Source organism: uncultured Kushneria sp., assembly GCF_947497025.1.
GTDB lineage: Bacteria > Pseudomonadota > Gammaproteobacteria > Pseudomonadales > Halomonadaceae > Kushneria.
This window is the reverse complement of the sequence record NZ_CANMFC010000003.1, coordinates 346,789-368,329: the sequence shown is the minus strand read 5'-3', so window position 1 is coordinate 368,329 and position 21,541 is coordinate 346,789. Positions and strand designations below refer to the sequence as shown.

Below are 21,541 nucleotides of genomic sequence, written 5' to 3'. Positions count from 1 at the left end.
CCGGACAACCAGGGCAACTTAATAGAAACAAGAACAATTATCAAATGATCATCGCTAACATCGCCATGCTGGGGCTGCTTTTGAGTGACCCGGTGCGCCATCCACAAAAAAGCCGGCACGAAGCCGGCTCATGGCCATTCTTGAGACCGCACATCAAAGCTTGCGTTCAAGCTCCGGCAGCGCCTGAAACAGATCGGCAACCAGACCGTAGTCGGCCACCTGAAAGATCGGGGCTTCCTCATCGGAGTTGATGGCCACAATCACCTTTGAATCCTTCATGCCGGCAAGATGCTGCACTGCCCCGGAAATGCCGGCGGCGATGTAGAGCTCTGGCGCGACCATCTTGCCGGTCTGGCCGACCTGAAGGTCGTTGGGGACGTAGCCGGCATCCACGGCAGCACGCGAGGCACCTACAGCCGCACCGAGCCGGTCTGCCACGCCTTCGATCAGGCGGAAGTTCTCGGCACTGCCAAGGCCCCGGCCGCCGGAGATGATCACGCGGGCACCGCCCAGCTCGGGGCGCTCGCCGCCAGCCAGCTGTTCGTCAACGAAGGTCACCAGCCCCTGATCACCGGTGCTGGTAGCGCTTGAAACGCTGGCCGCACTCTGCTCGCCGACCGGCTCAAAGGCGGTCGGACGAATGGTCATGACCTTTTTGTCATCCAGACTGCGCACGGTGGCCAGCACACTGCCGGCATAGATGGGTCTAACGAAGGTGTCAGCGGATTCAACAGCAATGACATCGGAGATTTGTCCTACGCCCAGCAGTGCTGCCACCCGCGGCATGACATTACGCCCACTGGTGGTCGAGGCGCACAGCAGATGAGTATAGGGCTCGGCCAGTGACACGATCAGCGACCCCATGTTTTCCGCCAGCATGTGATCAAATGCGCTGTCTTCCACGCTGGTCACAACGGAAACGCCGGTCAGGCGCGCTGCCTTTTGGGCCGCCTCACTGGCCTGACTGCCGGCCACCAGCACATCGATCGGGCCACCAAGCCGTGAAGCCGCGTCCATGACGCGCGCCGTCGCGCTGGAGAGATGGCCCTTTTCCTGCTCGGCGATGACCAGAATACGTGTATCGCTCATCAGATCACCTTCGCTTCGTTCTTGAGTCGATCAATCAATTCATCCACTGAATCCACGCGCACCCCGGCTTGGCGCTCTCTCGGGACATCGACCCGAATCAGCGCCTGACGTGGCGTGACGTCAACCCCCAGCGTGTCAATTTCCAGACTTTCAATCGGGCGCTTTTTGGCCTTCATGATGGCCGGCAGCTTGGCATAGCGCGGCTCGTTGAGACGCAGGTCCGTCGTGACCACGGCCGGCAGCGACATGGCAAGCGTTTCCAGCCCCCCATCAATTTCCCGGGTGACCTCCAGCCGATCACCATCGATGGTGATTTTTGAGGCAAAGGTGGCCTGCGGCAGTTGCGTCAGGGCGGCCAGCATGGGGCCGGTCTGGCTGCTGTCGCTATCGATGGACTGCTTGCCCAGCAGTACCAGCGCCGGATTTTCACGCTTGACCACTTCGGCCAGCACCCGGGCGGCACCGAGTGAGTCAACCGCAGTATCGCTGTTCACATGCAATACGCGGTCAGCCCCCAGCGCCATGGCGGTGCGAAGCTGCTCCTGCACGCTTTTGTCACCGATGGAAACAGCCACCACTTCATCAGCGATGCCCTGCTCCTTGAGGCGGACGGCTTCTTCAAGCGCAATCTCACAAAACGGATTCATGGCCATTTTGGCGTGCGTCAGGTCCACATCGCTGTGGTCTTCCCTGATGCGCACCCGGACGTTGTGATCAATCACGCGCTTGATGGCGACGAGTACTTTCATGCCTTCCTCGTGGTGTCGGATATCTCGAAATTCGTGAACATGACCGCCCATTGTCGACGCACGGGGAGCTTCGGGGCGGTTCTCGCAGGATGACTGTCAGCCTACATGGGGACCAGGGCCGCACAAGACAACAAATTGGCTCGGAAAAAAGGTTCGAATTGGGCCGGCCCCCGACTTGATGCGATAATCAGGCATTATCCAGCCCCCAGGCTGCTTCCGGAAGCGGCTGAGAATCATTGCCATCCAAAAACGTTAGTGTAACACGCCCTACGTCATCAGGATGGGGGATGAATCACGCAAGGAGTTGCTCAATGGACAGAGAGTCCATGTCATTTGATGTGGTAATTGTCGGCGCAGGCGTTGCCGGTCTTTCCGCGGCCTGTCGTCTGATACAGGCGGCCAGTGAGCAGGCGCGTGAACTGAGTGTCTGCGTGCTGGAAAAGGGTGCCGAAGTCGGCGCGCATATTCTTTCGGGCGCGGCCTTTGATCCGCGCGCCCTCGATGAGCTCTTTCCCGACTGGAAGGACCGCGGCGCCCCCCTGCATACCCCGGCGCTGCGCGATGAGGTCCTGTATTTGCGCGACAGCGAGCGGGCGGTGCGCTTTCCCGAGGCGCTGATCCCGCCTTCCATGCTCAACGAGGGCAGCTATCTGATCAGTGCCGGCGATCTGTGCCGCTGGCTGGCCGAACAGGCCGAAGCGCTGGGCGTCGATATTTTCCCGGGCTTTGCCGCCCAGTCATTGATGTTTGGTGAACATGGGGAAATCACCGGCGTCATTACCGGCGATATGGGCCTTGATCATGAGGGCAATCCCAAGCCTTCCCACGAACCGGGCATCGAGCTTTACGGGCGCTATACCCTTTTTGCCGAAGGCGCGCGCGGTCATCTTGGGCAGGAACTGATCAAGCATTTTGATCTGGCTGCCGGGCGCGATGAACAGCACTATGCCATCGGCTTCAAGGAGCTCTGGGAAGTGCCTGCCGAGCAGCATGAGCCGGGGCTGGTCGTCCACACCGCCGGCTGGCCGCTGTCCTCCAGAGCCCACGGCGGCAGTTTCCTGTATCACGGCAGCGACCGTCAGGTCATGGTCGGCCTGATCGTGGACCTGGCCTATGACAACCCCTGGCTTTCGCCTTTCGATGAATTCCAGCGCATGAAGCATCACCCGGAAATCGCGCGTCATCTCAAGGGCGGGACACGACTGGCCTTCGGTGCACGCGCCCTCACCAAGGGCGGACTCAACAGCCTGCCCAGGATGGTCTTCCCCGGAGGTCTTTTGATCGGCTGTGATGCCGGTACGCTGGATTTTGCGCGTATCAAGGGGCTTCACATGGCCATGAAGTCCGGCATGCTGGCGGCCGACACCGTCGTCGCCGCGCTTGCAGCTGGAGATGAAGGCGGCAGCACGCTCAGCGATTTTACCACCCGCTTTGAGGGCAGCTGGGCCCACGAGGCACTGGCCAAACACCGCAACTTCGGCCCGGCCATGCACCGCTTCGGGATGGTCATGGGCGGGGCGTGGAACTTCCTTGAGCAGAAACTGCGTCTGCCACTGCCCACACTGCATGACACCATCGCGGACCATACGCGTCTGAAAACCGCTGACGCCGCAGAAAGAATTGATTATCCGCGTCCCGACGGTGTGCTGTCGTTTGACAAGCCCTCCTCGGTGTATCTCTCCAATACACATCACGAGGAAGATCAGCCCTGTCATCTGCAGCTACGCGACCCGAGCATTCCAGTCAGCGTCAATCTACCCCGCTATGCCGAGCCGGCCCAGCGTTACTGCCCGGTCGGCGTCTACGAAGTGGTTGAAGACAGCGATGGCACGCCGCGCTTTCAGATCAACTTCCAGAACTGCATTCACTGCAAGACCTGCGATATCAAGGACCCGTCCCAGAATATTCACTGGGTCACGCCGGAAGGTGGCAATGGTCCCGGCTATCCCAACATGTAGCGACACGCCTGACATGCATTGATATACAAAAGGGCCCCGATGTCTGAAAACATCGGGGCCACTTGCGTAGATGGCCTGCCAATCAGACCGTCGGGGCGCTGGTATCGGTGGCGACAGGGCGCGCCGGGTCCCGGCTCCACTCGCTCCAGGAGCCCGGATAAAGTCTGGGCAGCGGCCTGCCCAGCGCTGCGTGCGCCAGGATGATCATGCAGGCGGAGATACCGGACCCGCAGTAGGCGATGCTCGACTGGCCGGTGGCCGGTATCAGTCTTTCGAGAACATCACTCTCTGCCATGCAGTTATCCCCTCCCAGAAGCGAAGCGCCCGGCACATTGACGGCGCCGGGAATATGGCCGGCCACCTGATCAATCGGCTCGCTTTCGCCGCGATAGCGCGCCGGCGGTCTGGCATCGAGCAGCAGCGCGTCGCCTTCGGCCACGTCATCGGCACTGGCCACCATCTGATGCTGGAAATCACACACCCAGTCGCTTGGCGTTGGCATCACGGGCGTGTCGCGCTCCAGCGCTCCGCCCACGGCCTGCCAGACCTGAATGCCGCCGTTGAGGACAAACACATTGTCATGACCGGCCCAGTGCAGCATCCACCATGCGCGCGCCGCGGCCAGCTGCCCGCCCAGATCGTCATAGACAACCACCCGGGTCTCGGGCGTGATGCCCCAGCCCTGAAGCGTTTTCTGCCAGGTGTCAGGGGCCGGCAGCGGATGACGGCCTCCTCTGGCGCCGCCCGGCGGTGCAGAAAGATCCTCGTCCATATCCGCCAGCAGGGCGCCGGGCAGATGACCTTCCTGATAGAGCCGCGAAGCCGCTCGGGCGTCATCCAGTCGTGCCCGACAGTCGAGAATCACCAGCGGTGTGCTGTCGCGCTGCCACATCAGAAGGGTTGTGACGTCTGTCAGTGCAGTGGTCATGAAAACTCCCTGAATTTAACCAACGCGCTCGATCGGCGCGCGTGAAGCAATTAACCGGCGACGGCCGGCCCGATGAAACATGACTTCCAGCACGCAGCGCTCGCGGTCACCTTCGACCAGCTCGATGCGCCCTTCTCCAAATACGGCGTGACGCACCTGCTCACCCGGCCGCCAGTCCTCGGTCTGCGAGAGTATCGCCGGCGTCTTCTGCCCGGCACTGGCACGAAATGAGGCATCAACGCCGACACCCTCAAGATAGCGGTTGACCAGTGCCGGGTCGCGCACCCCGGGTGCAGCCTCTGATCCTGCCTCAGGCCCTGCCGCAATGGCACGAGTCATTTTGACACTGTCTTCCCAGGCGGCTTCTTCCACAAATCGGCTGATACGATGGGGCGCCGGATCAGAGAGCAACAGCAGGCGTTCGCGGGCTCGGGTAATGCCGACATAAAAAAGCCGTCGCTCCTCTTCCAGCGCCTGAGGGGTCAGCGGATTTTCTCTGGAATAGAGCGGGAAATCCTCCTCATTGAGCCCGGCAAGCGCCACCAGCGGCCATTCGAGCCCTTTCGCACCATGAATGGTCGACAGCAACACGCCCTGCTCCTGATTAATGACCGGATTCTTGAGCAGTGCAATGAAGGCATCCGGATCATCGGCCAGCTCCCCGGCCTGCTCGATCAGAACATCCAGCAGGCGGATATCCTCTTCCCCCTTGTCGCGGCGAGCCGCAGCACGGCGCAAAAGCTTTTCGGCTTCCAGGGTATCAACCACATGAGACAGTACATCGGCGGGCGCCTGATCACGCATGGAAGGCAGTTTCTGCAGCAGCGCCCAGCGCTTTTTAAGATGTCGACGCTGAAAGGGTTTCAGGCCGTCCAGAACGATGTGCTGCTCGGGCCAGCGACCGGTGCGGGCAAGCTCTGCCGTCAGTGGCCCAAGGCGCTCCTGACTGACAAAGGCGCTGGGCTGACTATAAAGCAACAGCAGATGCTCGCTGTCCTGTAGAAGCTCCGGGCGCCGGGTCAACTCCAGATAACCTGCCAGGGCTCTTACCAGCGGCAGACGAAACACGAAACGATCCTGCTGCCCCAGATGAAAGGGAATATTGTCTCTTAGAAGACGCAGCTGCACGGGCACGCTGAGCGACCAGCTACGCACCAGCACTGCACACTCCTTCAGGTCACGCCCCTGTGCCTGCCATGCCTTTAGCGTATTGACCAGACGTGTGCCGCCACTATCGCATTCAACCTGCGTATCGGGATTGTCGGGAGCCGATAGCGTGAGCTGGTCAGCAGCCCCCTTGTTGGCGCGAATCACATGGTTGGCCATCAGCGATACGGCATGACCGTGGCGAAAGGTCCAGCTCAGAGGGTAATCGGTCGGTGCCCCGAAAAGCTCGCTAAAGCGGGCGTTCATGGCATCCGGGCGCGCCCCGCGCCACTCATAGATACACTGATTGGCATCGCCGACCGCCATGACGCTGGCACTGGTGCCCGCCAGCATCGACAGAAGGCGCAGCTGAACCTCGTTGATGTCTTGGTACTCATCGACAATGATGTGATCGAGCCGCCCCTGAATACGCCCTCGCGCCGTTTCATCGCGAATCAGCGCCCGCAGCGGTCGATACAGCAGGTCGGCATAGGTCATGACCCCCTGCGCGTGCATCTGGCGCTCCATCTCCAGAAAGGCCGGCACGAAGTGCTCCGTATCAGCACCGTAGTCACCACGCTCATGGAGTCTGGCCGGTGGCAGGCATTCCGATTTGACCAGGTCACAGAACTGCAGCAGCGCCTCGATGCGCTCCTCTTCCAGTGCCAGGGCCAGCTGCGCGGGCTCATCGACAAGCAGTTGCTGCAGCACCTGGCGCGCGAGGCGCTCTCGCTGCCACTCCCCTTCAATCAGTCGACGCGCCGGCAGCGCGCCCCAGCGCACCAGGCTCTGCCCCAGCCGATGCCCAATGGAGTGAAAGGTACGCACCTGGGGCAATCGGCTTCCGGCGGGCGCCAGCATGCGCAGTCGCGCGGCGAAATCTTCGCGCGCAGCGCGATTGAACATCAACACCATGATCCGATCTGCCGGCGTCCCGATCGCCATGAGATGCAGCACTCGCGCTACCATGGTCGATGTCTTGCCGGCACCGGCCACGGCAAAGACCCGCGCATGCCCCTGGCTGTGTTGCACCACGGCCTGCTGCTGTTCGGTCAGTCTCATGATGGCGATGTGGAAATATCGTCCGGCGAGACCGGCGCCCCGAGCGCATGCCAGTGGCCGCCGCTTTGAAGCCCCATATGCAAGCGCCCCTCAGTGTCTTCCATGCATTCGGCATGCTCGACAAGGTAATACCAGCACTGGCGCGACAGGCGGGCCGAAAGGCCATGACGCCAGATGACCCGGGGGATGTCCGTCTCGTCATCCGTGACCAGGCAACAATGACTGTCCAGCGTGGCGTGCTCCCCGGTCTGTGTGGTCAAAAGCCAGCCAGGGCCGGTGCCTGTCTCCTCCTGACGGGTAACCTCCACGATCAGCAATGGATACTCCTCGACCCGGATCCGCCATTTTTCGACCGGTGTGACCAGATAGTAGTGACCGTCAGCCTCACATCGAAGAAGACGTGACAGCGTACGCAGCACACGTGGATGCGCTACCTTCACGCCCTCGTGCCACCAGATACCCGAACGATCCACCAGGATGTCCAGCTCACCCGACAGCGCTGGATCCCACGCTTCCAGCGGCAGGGGCTGATCATTGGCTTGAACCGTCAGCAGTGTCTCCAGTGACATGGCAGGCTCCTCAGGCATGGGTAAGCGATGCAGCGGCGTCGTGTGAAGGCGCGGTCCGACGAAAAAGACGATGGAAATTGGCCGTGGTCTGCATGGCCACTTCATCAAGACTGATATTGCGCTCACGGGCGATGACCCGGGCTACTTCCAGCACACGCGCCGGCTCATTCGCTCGTCCTCTGTAAGGCACCGGCGAGAGCCACGGGCTGTCGGTTTCGAGCAGCAGTCGATCCAGAGGGAGCGCCCGGGCCAGCGCGCGCACGTTTTCGGCGCTGGCAAAGGTGACAATACCGGAAAGCGAAATCATGAAGCCATGAGCGACGGCGCGGCGTGCCATCTCAACGTCTTCGGTAAAGCAGTGCAATACGCCGCCCACATTCGGGTCGAGATATTGCTCGATCATCTCCAGCGTCTCTTCACGCGCTGAGCGGGTATGAATACTGACCGGCAGTTCGGCGTCATGGGCAGCACGCAGATGATGCTCAAAGCGGCTTAACTGGATCTCCCGAGACACGCGAAGACTCCCTTGCTCGTCGGTCTGAAAGTCCAGCCCGATTTCGCCAACGACCACCGGCTCGAATCGATCGATGCAGTCCGTAATCTCTTCAAGCGTGGGCTCGTGCTCAAGGCGCTGCATCGGGTGGACACCGACACCAAAAAAGACGTCGTCATGACGGCGTCCGATCTCGGCCAGCGCCGGCACGCCCTCAAGCGTAGTGGCAACGGCAAGAAAACCGCGCACACCGGCATCACGCGCACGCGACAGCACGTCATCCACGCTGCCGCTTTCAGCATCAAGACGATCAAGATGACAGTGAGAATCGATCAGTACCGAAGGCCACGACAATTGTTCGGTTAACTGGCTCATTGAACCTACCCGGTTAGAAGCTGTACAGACCAGGTATTATCGCAGATCATCGACTTTCAAGGGGATCAAAGATGCCGTTTCGGCGCTTTCAGGTGCAAGTAACTTTAAACAAGAGGATAACGGTATAAAAAATACGTATCAAGCACAACGCACTGGGGTGTCGTCAGGCCAGCAGCGCTTCAATATGTTCGCGCAATACCTGTTCTTCAGCATCGAGATGAACACCCACACCGCCCTCTCGCTGACCGGCCATCCCTGATGGCGATATCCAGGCAACGATTCCCGATGCCGGACGCGCATCATGCTCTTCCGGCAGTGTCAGCAGCAGATAGACCCGCTGCCCCAGCCGATGACGCACCTGGGTGGGCAGGAACAGACCACCGCGCTCAAAAAGCGGCATCCAGGCTGTTCTAAGTGCATTGGTATCGTTGAACGTAAAAGACAATGCCCTGGCGCTCACGCAAACCTCCTGATGAGAAAATTACGCTTCCCTTATCGGCCGTTTGTGCGAAAAGTTGTGTTCAGGATCAGGAACGCAACAGGGCTGACCATCGTATCAGCCAGGATTCGATCACCAGTTGCGCATTGGGATTGCCCCCCCCGGCCAGCAGACGCCGCTGCTCGTGAGCGTAATCCAGCAGGCGAAACCAGTCGCGAACGCGGGCATTCTTGAGGGCCTGACGGTATAGCGGCAAAAGATCCCGATTGCGGACACTGTCCATGTCACCGGATACGCCCAGGCGAATCAGATCCTCCAGCCACAGCACGCCGTGCCATAAAATATCGGGCAGGGCCTGCTTGTCCAGACGTGCCGCTTCTGCCACCGGATCTCCGCCACGTACCAGCGATTCAAAAAGTTCCCGCAGCTCCTGGCGCAGCTGGCGAGCCTCGGGCGCGGCCAGATCGCGCGCCAGCAGCGGGCGACCACCGGCCACCTGCCACCAGAATGCTGCCTGCTCCTGATCTTCAAGCTCATGCGCCAGCCACGCCATGGACACATCACGCGCCGGCTGGGGATGCGACCACTGCTGGCAGCGGCTGCGAATGGTCGGCAGCGTCCGGGACGGTATATCGCTTTGCAGGATAAACAGCGTATCAACACCCGGCTCTTCGAGGCTTTTCAGCAGCGCATTGGAAGCCGCCACCGTCATCGCCTCGGCAGGCGCCAGGTGGATAATGCGATATCCCCCCTGCTGCGCCGTCTGGGAGGCAAAGGCGTTAATGTCACGAATGGCATCAATGCGAATCTGCTTGCCTCGCTCGGCAGGCAGGATCTCCAGAAGATCGGGGTGGTATCCCGACATCAGCATTTGACAGGAATGACACTGGCCGCAGGCAGTGTCACCCGGTGAGTGACAGAGCTGGCGGGCGATCAGCGCCTGTGCCAGACGCTCCTTGCCCAGCCCCGACGGCCCGGTCAGCATGAGCGCATGTGGCAGACGAGATTCATCTGCCAGCGCGGTCAGGCGCTGCCAGATGGAGGCCTGCCAGGGCCAGGGCGTTAGTTCCATGTCGTAAGCTGTTGATCAAGTCGTGTGGCAATATCGCGCTGCACCTGCTCGAGCGGCTGTGCGGCATCTACCGCCACCATGCGCTCCGGGGCCTGTTCGGCGCGCGCGCGGTATCCCTGGCGCACCCGCTCAAAGAAATCGCCGCGCTCACGCTCAAAACGATCACGTTCTGCGCCTCGCGCCGCCAGACGGTCGGCGGCGTAGGTGACCGGCATGTCCAGCCAGAGCGTGAGATCCGGCGCCAGCCCTCCCTGCACAAACTGCTCAAGCATGGCAATACGCTCCCGGGCAATCCCGCGGGCACTGCCCTGATAGGCAAAGGTGGCATCGGTAAAGCGGTCACTGATGACCCAATCCCCGCGGGCAAGCGCGGGACGGATCACCTGCGCCAGATGCTGGGCGCGACCGGCAAACACCAGCAAAAGCTCTGCCAGATCATCCAGCGGCTCCTGCGCGTCATCGGCAAGCAACAGTGCGCGAATACGCTCGGCCATGGGCGTGCCACCGGGCTCACGCGTGGTGACCACACGGATACCACGGGATTGAAGATAATCGCGAACGAAGGAAAGATTGGTGCTCTTGCCGACACCTTCCCCGCCCTCCAGAGTGATAAAGCGGCCTTGCTGGGTCATTACAACTCTCAACGATTGAGGATATAGCGACGCACCGCCGCATTGTGTTCTTCAAGCGTGGCAGAAAACTGATGCTCTCCATTGCCTTTTGAAACGAAATAGAGTGCATCACCGTCTGCCGGATTGACCGCAGCTTCCAGCGAAGCACGCCCCGGCATTGCGATGGGCGTAGGCGGCAACCCATTGATGACATAAGTATTCCAGCGTGTGGATTCGGTCAGATCGGCACGCGTCAACGACCCGTTGTAGGCCTGCCCCAGCCCGTAAATCACGGTGGGGTCGGTCTGCAGACGCATCCCCTTTTCAAGGCGGCGAACGAACACACCCGCAATCCGGGTACGCTCATCGGGAGCACCGGTTTCCTTTTCAATCAGTGAGGCCAGAATCAGCGCCTGATAAGGACTGTCGAGCGGCAGATCAGGCTGGCGCTCGGCCCAGACGTCATTGAGTGTGCTGACCATTCTGTCATGAGCGCGCTTGAACAGCTCAAGATCCGTGGCCCCCTTGAGCCATTGATAGGTATCCGGGAAGAACCAGCCTTCGGGAAACTCGCCTTCCATGCCAAGCGCGGTCATGACCTCTTCATCGCTCATATCACGGGTCTTGTGCTCGAGCGGCTCGGCCTGATTCAGAATCTGGCGCATCTGGGCAAAGGTGCGTCCTTCCGGAATGGTCAATCGATGTCGGACAACATCATTACTGGACAGCTTGCCCAGTAACGCATGAGCATTCATGTCAGGCAGGATTTCAAATTCGCCGGCACGCAGGGCTCTCAAACGGGCAGGCTCGATGACGCCCAGCAGCTGATACGGCCAGCGCTCGTCAATGATGCCACGATCCTCGAGTTCATTAATGATCTGCCGGGCGCCCATGCCGGAGCGCACTTCATAAACGGTCGATGATTGCAGTGCAATCGGCTCATTCAGCTTGTGCTGCCACCAGAGCCAGCCTCCGCCAATGGCGGCCGCCATGATGACCAGCACCAGAAGCACACCCTTTAACCATCGCATACATGAAACCCGGATCAGGAGGTTGGAAAATTGGATTGATAACCCAGCAGGGTATGCGCATCACACTGAAGACGGCGAACCGGGTCACCGATGGGCCACTGACCGGGCACATGCTGGCAATCCGAATCGAAGCAACCAACGATCGGCCACAGGCCCTGTACGGAATTGAATAGACAGGCACTCTGCGAATTCAGCAACCTGGGCAGCGAGGTATCCTCTGGCCTAACAATGCTCAGCAGACCCTTATCGATCAGGACACGACGCAGCGTGCCCTCCACACCACACTCGCTCAGCTCGGGCGTCCACCACTGCCCATGATCGAACCAGGCCAGATTCATGGCCGTTGCCTCGATGGGCTGATCGCGGTCGTTGAGCAGGATACCCTCGGCAATGGCATCATCCTGCCATTCCTGCCGAGCCAGCACGTTTTCCAGTCGATTAAGATGCTTGAGACCGGCCAGCGCCGGCTGACGCGCAAGCCGCAGGCGGCAAAGTCGAACGCTCACGCCCTTCTCCCACCGCTCGGGCATGGGTTTGAAGGAGGTGAACTGCCAGTAGCAGCGCGGTTCGGCCGGCACTGGCGGACGATAGCCACGCCCACCACTGCCGCGAGTCAGCATGATCTTGAGTACATGCTCCCCCTGTGGCGCCTCGCCGGGCAATGCATCCAGCCACGCCCGCGAAGGAGCCTCAAAACCAAGACGCTGCGCGCCCCGCGACAGGCGAGCGCAGTGCTCATTCCAGAGTAGAGGCACACCATCTCTTACCAGCACGGTTTCGAAAAGACCGTCCCCGTACGCAAGCCCGCGATCTGTCATGTCCACCATGGGGTCACCGCTATCTGCGCCCCTCATGCCGATGCCCCTTGTCATCAGATGCGCGAGAACACCAGCGAACCATTGGTACCACCAAAACCGAACGAATTGGACAGCACATGCTCGATTTTCATTTCACGTGCGGTATGCGGCACGTAGTCCAGACGGCACTGCTCATCGGGATTATCCAGGTTGATGGTAGGCGGTGCGACCTGGTCACGCAGAGCCAGTATAGAGAAGGCTGCCTCGACGGCACCGGCAGCGCCCAGCAGATGTCCGATCATTGACTTGGTCGAACTGATGGCCACATCACGCGCTGAAGCACCGAGGACCTTTTCGATCGCAAGACTTTCTGCGACATCCCCTACCAGTGTGGAAGTGCCGTGGGCATTGATGTAGCCAATGCTTGAGGGATCAAGCCCGGCATCACGAATGGCGTTGCTCATGGCCATTGCAGCGCCGGCGCCATCACTGGGCGGTGCTGTCATGTGCCAGGCATCATCACTCATGCCAAAGCCTGTGCATTCCGCCAGAATGTCAGCCCCGCGCGCTTTGGCGTGCTCATACTCTTCCAGCACCAGAATTCCGGCGCCATCAGAGAGTACAAAGCCATCACGGTCACGGTCCCATGGACGGCTGGCGGCCTGCGGATCATCGTTACGGGTCGAAAGCGCACGAGCCGCGGAAAAGCCTCCTACACCCAGCGGTGTACTGGCCATCTCGGCCCCACCGCATACCATGATATCGGCATCACCATAGGCAATAGTGCGGGCGCCATACCCAATATTGTGTGTCCCGGAAGTACAGGCTGTCGTAATAGCGATGTTGGGACCACGAAAGCCAAACTGGATGGCCAGGTTGCCAGCGATCATGTTGATGATCGAACCGGGCACAAAGAAGGGAGAAATACGGCGCGCACCCGACTTCAACAGCGACTGGTGGTTGGTTTCGATCATCGGCAATCCGCCAATCCCGGAACCAATGGCAACCCCGATGCGATGAGCGTTTTCTTCGCTACAGGTAATCCCCGAGTTCTGCACCGCCTGGACGGAAGCCGCGATGCCATACTGGATGAAAAGATCCATTTTTTTGGCATCCTTGGGATTGAACCAGGGCGCTGGATCAAACCCTTTTATGGCACCGCTGAAGCGGGTGTTCAGACCACTGGCATCAAAATGCTCGATCGATCCGATACCGCTTTTGCCAGCCTTGATACTTTCCCAGGTGGCATCAGTCGTATTACCTACCGGTGTTACCAGACCGATGCCGGTCACCACGACCCTTCTGCGAGGCATCGTTTTTCCTCCAAAAAAGACAGATGAGTGCGCTCGAGAGCCTGAATTCCTGCTGGATACCCGACCGCCTGCTGCATGATATATCGTGGTCATTATACCGATAATGTCGGCTCGGTCTCTGACTGATATATCCTTGATGATTCAGCTTGAAAGGGCCGGCGCAGCGTACGCTATCCACCGGTCAGTATTATTTAAAAATAAAGCCGCTCCCAAAGGGGGCGGCTTTACGGGTCAACCCTGGCCCAAAGGGCCGGATCGCGCCAAAAACTTACTGATGGGCGACGATGTAGTCGATCGCCTCCTGCACGGTCGTGATCTTTTCGGCTTCTTCATCGGGAATTTCAGTATCGAATTCCTCTTCGAGAGCCATTACCAGTTCCACGGTGTCGAGCGAGTCGGCGCCCAGATCTTCAGTGAAGGAAGAGCTGTTCTGGATCTCTTCTTCCTTGACGTTCAAACGTTCGGCAACAACTTTTTTAACGCGCTCTTCGATGGTACTCATTTATCATCACTCCTGGTTTACGAGTCGCCAGATCAAAACTGGCGGTAGTTTATAGACCGTCTTTCTCGGACGCAACAGCGTCCTTTGCCGGTTCTAGCGCATGTTCATACCGCCATTGACATGCAGCGTTTCACCGGTGATATACCCGGCGACATCACTGGTCAGAAAACACGCGGCCGCTGCAATTTCTTCGGGTTGCCCCAGACGCGACAGCGGAATCTGATTCAGCAATGATTCCTTGTGTTTCTCTGGCAGCTCACTGGTCATGTCGGTGGCAATGAAACCGGGCGCTACTGCATTGACGGTAACATTGCGAGAGGCAAGCTCGCGAGCCAGTGAACGAGTAAAGCCCTCCATGCCGGCCTTTGCCGCAGCATAGTTACTCTGGCCCGCGTTGCCCAGTGTTGCGACAACAGAGCTTATGTTGACGATACGACCAAAGCGCGCACGCGTCATGGCCTTCAGACATGCCTTCGAGACACGATAGACCGAGGTAAGGTTGGTATCCAGAACCTCATCCCATTCGTTATCCTTCATTCGCATCAACAGGTTATCACGAGTGATACCGGCATTGTTGACCAGAATCAGGGGCGCGCCAAAACGCTCGGTGATCTCGCCGAGCACCTGATCAATGGCAGCGCTGTCGGTCACGTTGAGCACCATTCCCGCACCGGCAATGGAATGCGCGGCAAGATCATCTTCGATGCGGCGTGCGCCGTCTTCGCTGGTGGCCGTACCAATGACCGTATGGCCCTGTCGACCCAGCTCACGAGCAATGGCCTGACCAATGCCGCGTGTTGCACCGGTAACCAGTGCCACTCTTGCTTCACTCATGCTTGCTGTCCCTTTTGGGCTTGATGTCTTGTGTTGCATTGACACGCCATTAGCGGCTTTCCGGCATCTCTTTTGCCAGCTCAATGGCGGCCGCCAGTGATTCGGGGTCATTAACCGCCAGACCGCGGCTTTGACGAGCGATGCGCTTGCCCAGCCCGGTCAACACCTTGCCAGAGCCACACTCGATAAAGACGCTGGCGCCCTGCTCACACAGCGCCTCTACGCAGCGCGTCCAGAGTACCGGGCGATACAACTGCTGAATCAGGCACGCCTTGATGGTATCAAGATCATCATGCCACGCGGCATCCACATTCTGGATAACACGATAGCGTGGCTGGCGAAGGTCGATATCAGCCATGGCCTGTTCAAGACGCTCGGCGGCGGGCTTCATCAGTGCACAATGTGAAGGAACAGACACCGGCAGGGGCATGGCACGACGAGCGCCGCGCTCCTGGCAAAGGGCAATGGCCCGCTCGACTGCAGACTTTTCACCGGCGATCACGACCTGTCCGGGCGAGTTGTAATTGACGGCAGAAACAATGCTGCCCTGCGCCGCCTCGTCACAGACCGCTTCCACGACATCATCATCAAGGCCGAGTATGGCTGCCATCCCGCCGTGACCAGCCGGCACAGCGTCCTGCATGGCTTCGCCGCGCAAACGGACCAGTCGAACGCCATCAGCAAAACTCATCGCACCAGCACAGACCAGCGCGCTGTATTCGCCCAGACTATGCCCGGCCATGGCCGCCGGCCGCGGACCTTCCAGCTCCTGCCACACGCGCCAGATGGCCACGCTGGCCGTCAGTAACGCCGTCTGCGTGCAGGCCGTAGCGTTGAGCGCCGTTTCAGGGCCTTCCTGCGTTACATGCCAGAGATCATACCCCAACGCATTGGAAGCCTCCTCAAAGGTCGTTCTTACGACGCTGTAACGTTCGGCGAGCTCTCGCAGCATGCCCAGCTGCTGAGAACCCTGACCGGGAAAGACCAGGGCGAGGGCATTGCTCATCTGATTCACCTGTACTAACTCATTGAAGATTAAATAAGCGAAGCTTTATAAAAACCATGATGCCGACTCACTTCAGGCTTCGCCATACGAAAATGACCTTATAACATCAGTCTTTCCGGCAAATTCATCGCGGCTTCATCCACGGCACGGCGCACAGCATAGGCGAACCCTTCGGCTTGTGCACTGCCATGGCTTTTTACTACGGTCGCCTTGAGCCCCAGAAAGCTGGCACCATTATATCGCACAGGGTTGAGCTCCTGCATGAAACGACGCAGCACCGGCGTGGCCAGCCAACCTACCATGCGTGCATACCAGCCGGCCTGAAATTCCCCACGAAGTTGCGCACCCAACATTCGAGCCAGCCCTTCACTGCTTTTGAGCGCAACATTGCCCACCATGCCGTCACAGACGGCAACATCGGTATTACCGGTGAAAAGAGCGTCCCCTTCCACATAACCAACATATTCAAAATGTGAGCTTTCATGGGCGCGAAGCAGGGCATCCGCTTCCCGTACACGACGCTCACCCTTGCTGCTTTCCGTACCCACGTTCAAAAGCCCGACACGTGGCAATTGAATGCTGTCCACAAGCCTGACCATGGCCGCCCCCATAAAGGCAAAGTCCACGAGATGTTCTGCGCGAACATCCACATTGGCGCCAAGGTCAAGCATGTAGCAGGGTCTTTGAGAGACGGTTGGGATGGCAGCACTGATGGCAGGACGCGTCACACTGGCCAGCATGCCAACATCGCGCCGTGCCAGCGCCATGATGGCACCGGTATGTTCTGCACTGACACATGCCTGTGCTTCATCAGCACGCAAGGCTGCAAGGCATGCATGAAGACTGCCAGAAGGAGCATCGCGCAAGAGACGAGAAGGAGTCATGTCAACGGGAAGACGATCGCCGGCTTCGACGACATCGATGCGATCACGAACATGAGCAAGACTAGCGGGCAAGCGGGAGAGTTCGACATCAAGAAAATGACGTCTGCCATAAAGCGTGGCACTCGCATCAGGCCTTTGGGCCAGCGCAAGAGCGGTTCCGGGAACGGTAGCGCGGGGACCGTAATCCCCGCCCATGGCGTCGATGGCGATACGCAGGGGCGGCATCGCCCGAATCATTTATTCTTCGACGTCGATGACCTTGCGGCCACGATAGTATCCGTCCGGTGCAACATGATGACGGAGATGGGTAGTGCCGGTTTCCTTGTCCTGGGAAAGCGTCGGTGCAGTCAGTGCATCATGGGCACGACGCATACCGCGCCTGGAACGGGACTTGCGATTCTGTTGGACAGCCATTGGGTTGTCTCCGGTTGTAACGTAACGTCAAAAAAGACTCAGTGATCCTTCAGGGAGCGAAGCACACTGAACGGGTTATCGGCTCGCGCCGGCGTTTGCTCGACTTCGTCACCACTTTGCAGTGCATCACGAGAAACGGCGCAATCCGCATCATCGTGGTAAGCCACCTGCGGAAGCGTCAGAAGCAGTTCGTCCTCGACAACCGGCAGCAAAGCCAGATGCTCGTCTTCCACAAGTACCGGCTCGTAACGTGCCGGCAGCGTCGCTGCACGCTCATCACTGGTCACCATACCAAGCAGAAAAGTGCTTTCCAGATGAACCGGCATGGCCTGCAAACATCGCTGACATGGCATCTCGACATCGGCAACAAGTGAGCCTTCGATATAATGCTGACGCTGAGCATCAAGATCAAACGTCATGACAACATGACACTCGGCCTCCTGCCGACCGATGGCATCGACGATACGAGGCATGGCAGAGAGAATGATTTTCCCTTCCAGACGTTCGCCGCTGGCAGCAAGCCGATAGGGCTCGACCGTTTTGGGTAGTCGCGTGGTTGACATAGGCGCGCAATAATAGGGATTGTCTGTGAAAGTGTCAAAAGAGTTGTTGCAAATGATGTGTTTGAAGCGGCCAACAATACTCAAAATGGCGATGGTATCCTTCAGTCCATTTCACGGGCCACCCTTTCAGGAGAGATAATGTCCCTGCTTGTTCTTGCCTCCGGCTCTCATTCACGTCGTGAGCTACTGGACCGTCTCGGCCTGCCCTTTCACCATCACGCCCCCGATATCGATGAAACACCCCATGACGGCGAAACGCCCTGCATGCTGGCCGAGCGTCTATCGCGTGACAAGGCACGGGCGCTGGCAGAGCACTATCCACATCATCTGATCATCGGCAGCGACCAGGTCGCAAGCCTCGACAATGATCTTCTGGGCAAGCCGGGCAGCCTTGATGCGACCCGCCAGCAGCTGCAACGATTTTCAGGTCAACGCGTTCGCTTTCTGACGGGACTGGCGCTGCTGGACACACGTCGCGGCCACTGCACGACGCATCTCGATCTCACCACGGTCGATATCAGAACCCTGAGCCCAGAGGAAATCGAAGGCTATCTCACAAAAGAGCCGGCCATCGATAGCGCCGGCGGCTTTTATATGGAGAAACTGGGCACAGCGCTTTTCGAGCGTATCGAGACCACTGACCCAAGCGCCCTGATCGGGCTACCCCTGATAGCCCTGTGTCGATTGCTGCGTGAGGCCGGCGTCAACCCGCTGCTCGAGTAACAGGGCGCAGGTGACGCCAGTCTCCGGGGCGATGGCTCAACGCAGACGAACAGGCGATTCTCCTGCATGGAAATCGATACCGAGATACTGTGCCGCCATTCGTCCAAGGTGACGCGAGATCTGCTCCAGCGGATCGCCGCTTTGGGTATAGTCCGTCGTCTCGGCACTACCGGTCATGTCACGCGCGATATCATCAACACTTTTGAGGCCGTCCGTCAGCCCCTTGCTCACGGCCTCCTCCCCGGTCCAGACCAGCCCCGAAAAAAGCTCGGGATCGTCTGACAACCGATCCCCGCGGCCGGCCTTGACGGCATTGATGAATTGATCGTGCGTCTGATCCAGCACATGTTGCCAGAAGCGCCGCTGCGCCTCGCTGACGGGCTGAAAGGGATCCAGCATGTCCTTGTTGTCACCTGCCGTGAACACGCGACGCTCAACCCCCAGCTTGTCCATGGCGCCTTCAAGCCCGAATCCCGAGTAGATCACACCGATGGAGCCGACAAGGCTGGCCGGTGCCGCATAAATCTCGTCAGCAGCAGAGGCAACATAGTAGGCACCGCTGGCACCGATATCCTCGATGACGGCAATGATGGGCTTGTCCCCCGTACTGCGAAGACGGCGAATCTCGTCATAGATGCGCTGTGACTGCACCGGCGAGCCGCCGGGACTGTTGATATCCAGCACCACGGCCGTACTGGACCCCTGCCAGGCGTTGTTCAGACCGCGAATGACCCGCTCGGCACTGGCCGGCGACTGGCTGTCGATGACCCCCTCGATCCTGACAACGCCGACCTGCTGAGTGACCAGCGGCTCCCGTTCGCCGGTGACCATGAAGGCCACGGCGGCCGCCACCACGATCCAGAATAGCCAGAACAGCAGGCGAAAGAAGATTTTCCAGCGCCGACTGCGACGCTGCTCGCGCACCATCTCGAGCAGCCACCGCTCCATGACGGCCTCCCGGTGTTCCCCCTGGTGCACATGACCTTCAGCTCTGGTGTTCTCATCCGGCAGGTCCCGGCCTGTCCATTGATCCTTTTGATCACTCATGCCTTTCCACCTCTGCAGGCTGACAGACCGTTGTCTCCAGCCAGTCCATCAGCTCATGAAAATCATTCACCAGACATACGGGCGAAAAATCGCTTAACTGTTGCGCATTGTGAACGCCCCAGGTGACCGCGACCCGATCCATGCCCAGCGCCTGCGCCATGCCCATGTCGTGAATGCTGTCGCCAATCATGACGGCATCTTCAAGCGCCACGTCGAGCGTCTCCAGCAATTCAACCAGCATGAGAGGATCGGGTTTCGATCGGGTCAGGTCAGCCGTGCGGCTGTCATCAAACCAGTGTCCGCAGTCACGTTCGGCAAAAATGCGATCCAGCCCTCGCCGACTCTTGCCAGTGGCCACGGCCAGCTTGATACCAGAGGCTGCCTTCAGCCTGGCGACCCCTGCTTCCACACCATCAAAAAAGGGCAGAACCGGGCCTTCCCGCTCGGCGGTCACAAAGTGATGGGCATAACATTGGCGAAGATGCTCGGCCCTCGCGCCATCAATTCCCGGACATAATCGGGCAATGGCTTCAGGCAACCCAAGGCCGATGATATCGAGTACGGCCTCACGGCTCAGCGCAGGCCAGTCGATATCCAGCGCTGCCCGCTGCATGCAGTCCACGATTCGATCCGCCGAATCCATGAGCGTGCCATCCCAGTCAAAGATGATCAGACGATAACGCATCACTGTCGTGCTCCATTTATACTATTGGGGGAATACGCCTGATCAGTCTGCTAGCGAAGGCGTGCCAGTACGCCTTGCAGGTCGTCGCTCAAGGACGCATGCATCTGGACGGGCTGTCCTGATGTGGGATCGGTGAACCCAAGCATTCTGGCATGCAGGAAAAGACGAGACAGCTCACAGCATCTGGCCAGGCGCTCACCGGTCACACTGCCGTATTTGGTATCGCCGAGCAGCGAATGTCCGGCATGGTCCGCGTGCACCCTGATTTGATGGGTGCGCCCCGTGACGGGTTCAGCCTCTATCAGCGAGGCGCCCTTTAACGATTCGATCAGCGTAAAACGCGTTCTCGAAGGCTTGCCGGCAGCATCCACCCGCACGCGACGCTCACCATTGGGCAGCTCAAAACGCAGCAACGGCGCATCCACTTCCTTTTGCTCAACGGACCACGCCCCCTCGACCAGAGCGAGATAGTGCTTTTGCATTCGGTGTTCGCGCAGCTCATCGCTGAGGAAATTAAGGGCATCACGGGATTTGGCCACCAGCAGGCATCCGGAGGTATCGCGATCCAGTCGATGTACCAGCTCCAGATAAGGCAGATCATTCCGTATCTGGCGCAGGGCTTCGATCAACCCGATCTTGACGCCACTGCCACCGTGCACCGCAAGCCCTGAGGGCTTGTTGAATACCATCCAGTCCGGTGTCTCCCTTAACAGACTGCGCTCGATGACATGGCGTAGATTGTCACTGACCTCCTGCACTGCCTCCTGAGGTGTCAGCCGAAGGGGCGGTACTCTTATACGATCTCCGCTTGCCAGGCGTCGACTGGCCTTGCAACGCCCCCCGTTAATGCGTACTTCGCCACGACGAATGATGCGATAAATCAGGGTACGAGGCGCGCCCTTGAGATGGGCAAGAAGAAAATTGTCCAGTCGCTGTCCATCATGATGCTCGTCAATTTCAAGCCACTGAACTCCACGCCCCTCGGCCATGTCTGTTTCCTCTTTTACCGGCTGTAAGGGCCGGCATTGTAGCGAAATAACGCCGTGATGACCCCGATTGTGGGCACCAGGGTTTACTGTTATATTCCGGGGGCTTCCTTAAGGTTTAAAAGACCTGATGGCGCCTGCAACAGATGACACGCAGGCCGAAGCAACAGAACAGTCGTCGGGTTATCAATGCCTGACACCTGGCAGTATTGAAGCACCCGGATTTTGCATCACGGGATAAACCATTTCCGTACCGAAAGCCGGT

General features: G+C 59.2%; 23 protein-coding genes. 2 read left to right on the top strand and 21 right to left on the bottom strand.

Features of this window, described 5'->3' with window-relative positions; all coding sequences use genetic code 11:
• Positions 1 to 153: 153 nt before the first annotated feature.
• Entirely contained in the window at positions 154 to 1,089 is a 936-nt protein-coding gene (locus tag Q0931_RS07470) for an FAD-binding protein (protein ID WP_299258839.1), read from the bottom strand.
• Entirely contained in the window at positions 1,089 to 1,838 is a 750-nt protein-coding gene (locus tag Q0931_RS07465) for an electron transfer flavoprotein subunit beta/FixA family protein (protein WP_299258837.1), read from the bottom strand. Before Q0931_RS07465 ends, Q0931_RS07470 begins: the two co-directional genes overlap by 1 nt.
• Before the next feature lie 311 nt (positions 1,839 to 2,149).
• Here Q0931_RS07465 and Q0931_RS07460 point away from each other — a divergent pair, with 311 nt between their 5' ends.
• Positions 2,150 to 3,796, top strand: a complete 1,647-nt coding sequence (locus Q0931_RS07460; protein WP_299258835.1) for an electron transfer flavoprotein-ubiquinone oxidoreductase — start codon at positions 2,150 to 2,152, stop codon at positions 3,794 to 3,796.
• 82 nt (positions 3,797 to 3,878) lie between these two features.
• On the opposite strand, the gene Q0931_RS07455 is transcribed toward Q0931_RS07460, so the two are convergent.
• The 16 genes from Q0931_RS07455 to Q0931_RS07380 form a co-directional block, all read right to left on the bottom strand.
• Positions 3,879 to 4,724 (bottom strand): sulfurtransferase, encoded by an 846-nt coding sequence (locus Q0931_RS07455; protein ID WP_299258833.1) that lies wholly within the window; start codon positions 4,722 to 4,724, stop codon positions 3,879 to 3,881.
• Positions 4,725 to 4,739: 15 nt separating this feature from the next.
• Complete coding sequence (locus tag Q0931_RS07450) at positions 4,740 to 6,932, bottom strand: ATP-dependent helicase (RefSeq protein ID WP_299258831.1); 2,193 nt, start codon at positions 6,930 to 6,932, stop codon at positions 4,740 to 4,742.
• Entirely contained in the window at positions 6,929 to 7,501 is a 573-nt protein-coding gene (locus Q0931_RS07445; protein ID WP_299258829.1) for a DUF1285 domain-containing protein, read from the bottom strand. The genes Q0931_RS07450 and Q0931_RS07445 overlap by 4 nt, the downstream gene beginning before the upstream one ends.
• 10 nt (positions 7,502 to 7,511) lie before the next feature.
• A complete protein-coding gene (locus tag Q0931_RS07440; protein WP_299258827.1) occupies positions 7,512 to 8,369 on the bottom strand; it encodes a TatD family hydrolase in 858 nt (285 codons plus the stop codon).
• 163 nt (positions 8,370 to 8,532) lie between these two features.
• Positions 8,533 to 8,829: a PilZ domain-containing protein gene (locus tag Q0931_RS07435; protein ID WP_299258825.1), complete on the bottom strand. Its 297-nt coding sequence runs from the start codon at positions 8,827 to 8,829 to the stop codon at positions 8,533 to 8,535.
• Between the two features lie 67 nt (positions 8,830 to 8,896).
• Complete coding sequence (locus Q0931_RS07430; protein ID WP_299258823.1) at positions 8,897 to 9,880, bottom strand: DNA polymerase III subunit delta'; 984 nt, start codon at positions 9,878 to 9,880, stop codon at positions 8,897 to 8,899.
• Positions 9,871 to 10,512, bottom strand: a complete 642-nt coding sequence (gene tmk / locus Q0931_RS07425; RefSeq protein ID WP_299258821.1) for a dTMP kinase — start codon at positions 10,510 to 10,512, stop codon at positions 9,871 to 9,873. Before tmk ends, Q0931_RS07430 begins: the two co-directional genes overlap by 10 nt.
• An 8-nt stretch (positions 10,513 to 10,520) precedes the next feature.
• Entirely contained in the window at positions 10,521 to 11,522 is a 1,002-nt protein-coding gene (gene mltG / locus Q0931_RS07420) for an endolytic transglycosylase MltG (protein ID WP_299258819.1), read from the bottom strand.
• 14 nt (positions 11,523 to 11,536) lie between these two features.
• Positions 11,537 to 12,376: an aminodeoxychorismate lyase gene (gene pabC / locus Q0931_RS07415; protein ID WP_299258817.1), complete on the bottom strand. Its 840-nt coding sequence runs from the start codon at positions 12,374 to 12,376 to the stop codon at positions 11,537 to 11,539.
• Positions 12,377 to 12,393: 17 nt separating this feature from the next.
• Entirely contained in the window at positions 12,394 to 13,632 is a 1,239-nt protein-coding gene (gene fabF / locus Q0931_RS07410; protein WP_299258815.1) for a beta-ketoacyl-ACP synthase II, read from the bottom strand.
• Positions 13,633 to 13,900: 268 nt separating this feature from the next.
• Entirely contained in the window at positions 13,901 to 14,134 is a 234-nt protein-coding gene (gene acpP / locus Q0931_RS07405) for an acyl carrier protein (protein WP_019951639.1), read from the bottom strand.
• A gap of 93 nt (positions 14,135 to 14,227) precedes the next feature.
• Entirely contained in the window at positions 14,228 to 14,968 is a 741-nt protein-coding gene (gene fabG / locus Q0931_RS07400) for a 3-oxoacyl-ACP reductase FabG (RefSeq protein ID WP_108843441.1), read from the bottom strand.
• Positions 14,969 to 15,017: 49 nt separating this feature from the next.
• Positions 15,018 to 15,974, bottom strand: coding sequence for an ACP S-malonyltransferase (fabD, locus tag Q0931_RS07395; protein ID WP_299258806.1), 957 nt, complete (start codon positions 15,972 to 15,974; stop codon positions 15,018 to 15,020).
• A gap of 98 nt (positions 15,975 to 16,072) precedes the next feature.
• The gene (gene plsX, locus Q0931_RS07390; protein WP_299258804.1) at positions 16,073 to 17,083 is read right to left on the bottom strand and encodes a phosphate acyltransferase PlsX; all 1,011 of its coding nucleotides are present in this window, start codon (positions 17,081 to 17,083) and stop codon (positions 16,073 to 16,075) included.
• Positions 17,084 to 17,095: 12 nt separating this feature from the next.
• Positions 17,096 to 17,272 carry a 50S ribosomal protein L32 gene (rpmF, locus tag Q0931_RS07385; protein ID WP_086622709.1) on the bottom strand — a complete coding sequence of 59 codons (177 nt, stop codon included), beginning with the start codon at positions 17,270 to 17,272 and terminating at the stop codon, positions 17,096 to 17,098.
• 38 nt (positions 17,273 to 17,310) lie between these two features.
• Complete coding sequence (locus Q0931_RS07380) at positions 17,311 to 17,919, bottom strand: YceD family protein (RefSeq protein WP_366941591.1); 609 nt, start codon at positions 17,917 to 17,919, stop codon at positions 17,311 to 17,313.
• 54 nt (positions 17,920 to 17,973) lie between these two features.
• Here Q0931_RS07380 and Q0931_RS07375 point away from each other — a divergent pair, with 54 nt between their 5' ends.
• Positions 17,974 to 18,558, top strand: coding sequence for a nucleoside triphosphate pyrophosphatase (locus tag Q0931_RS07375; RefSeq protein ID WP_299258795.1), 585 nt, complete (start codon positions 17,974 to 17,976; stop codon positions 18,556 to 18,558).
• Between the two features lie 36 nt (positions 18,559 to 18,594).
• Here the strand turns inward: Q0931_RS07375 and sppA are convergent, their stop codons facing one another.
• Genes sppA through Q0931_RS07360 form a run of 3 tightly spaced genes read right to left on the bottom strand, consistent with a single transcriptional unit; the run spans position 18,595 to position 21,279 of the window.
• Entirely contained in the window at positions 18,595 to 19,605 is a 1,011-nt protein-coding gene (gene sppA, locus Q0931_RS07370; RefSeq protein WP_299258793.1) for a signal peptide peptidase SppA, read from the bottom strand.
• Positions 19,598 to 20,290 (bottom strand): HAD-IA family hydrolase, encoded by a 693-nt coding sequence (locus tag Q0931_RS07365; protein WP_299258791.1) that lies wholly within the window; start codon positions 20,288 to 20,290, stop codon positions 19,598 to 19,600. Before Q0931_RS07365 ends, sppA begins: the two co-directional genes overlap by 8 nt.
• 50 nt (positions 20,291 to 20,340) lie before the next feature.
• A complete protein-coding gene (locus tag Q0931_RS07360) occupies positions 20,341 to 21,279 on the bottom strand; it encodes an RluA family pseudouridine synthase (RefSeq protein WP_299258789.1) in 939 nt (312 codons plus the stop codon).
• Between the last annotated feature and the right edge of the window lie 262 nt (positions 21,280 to 21,541).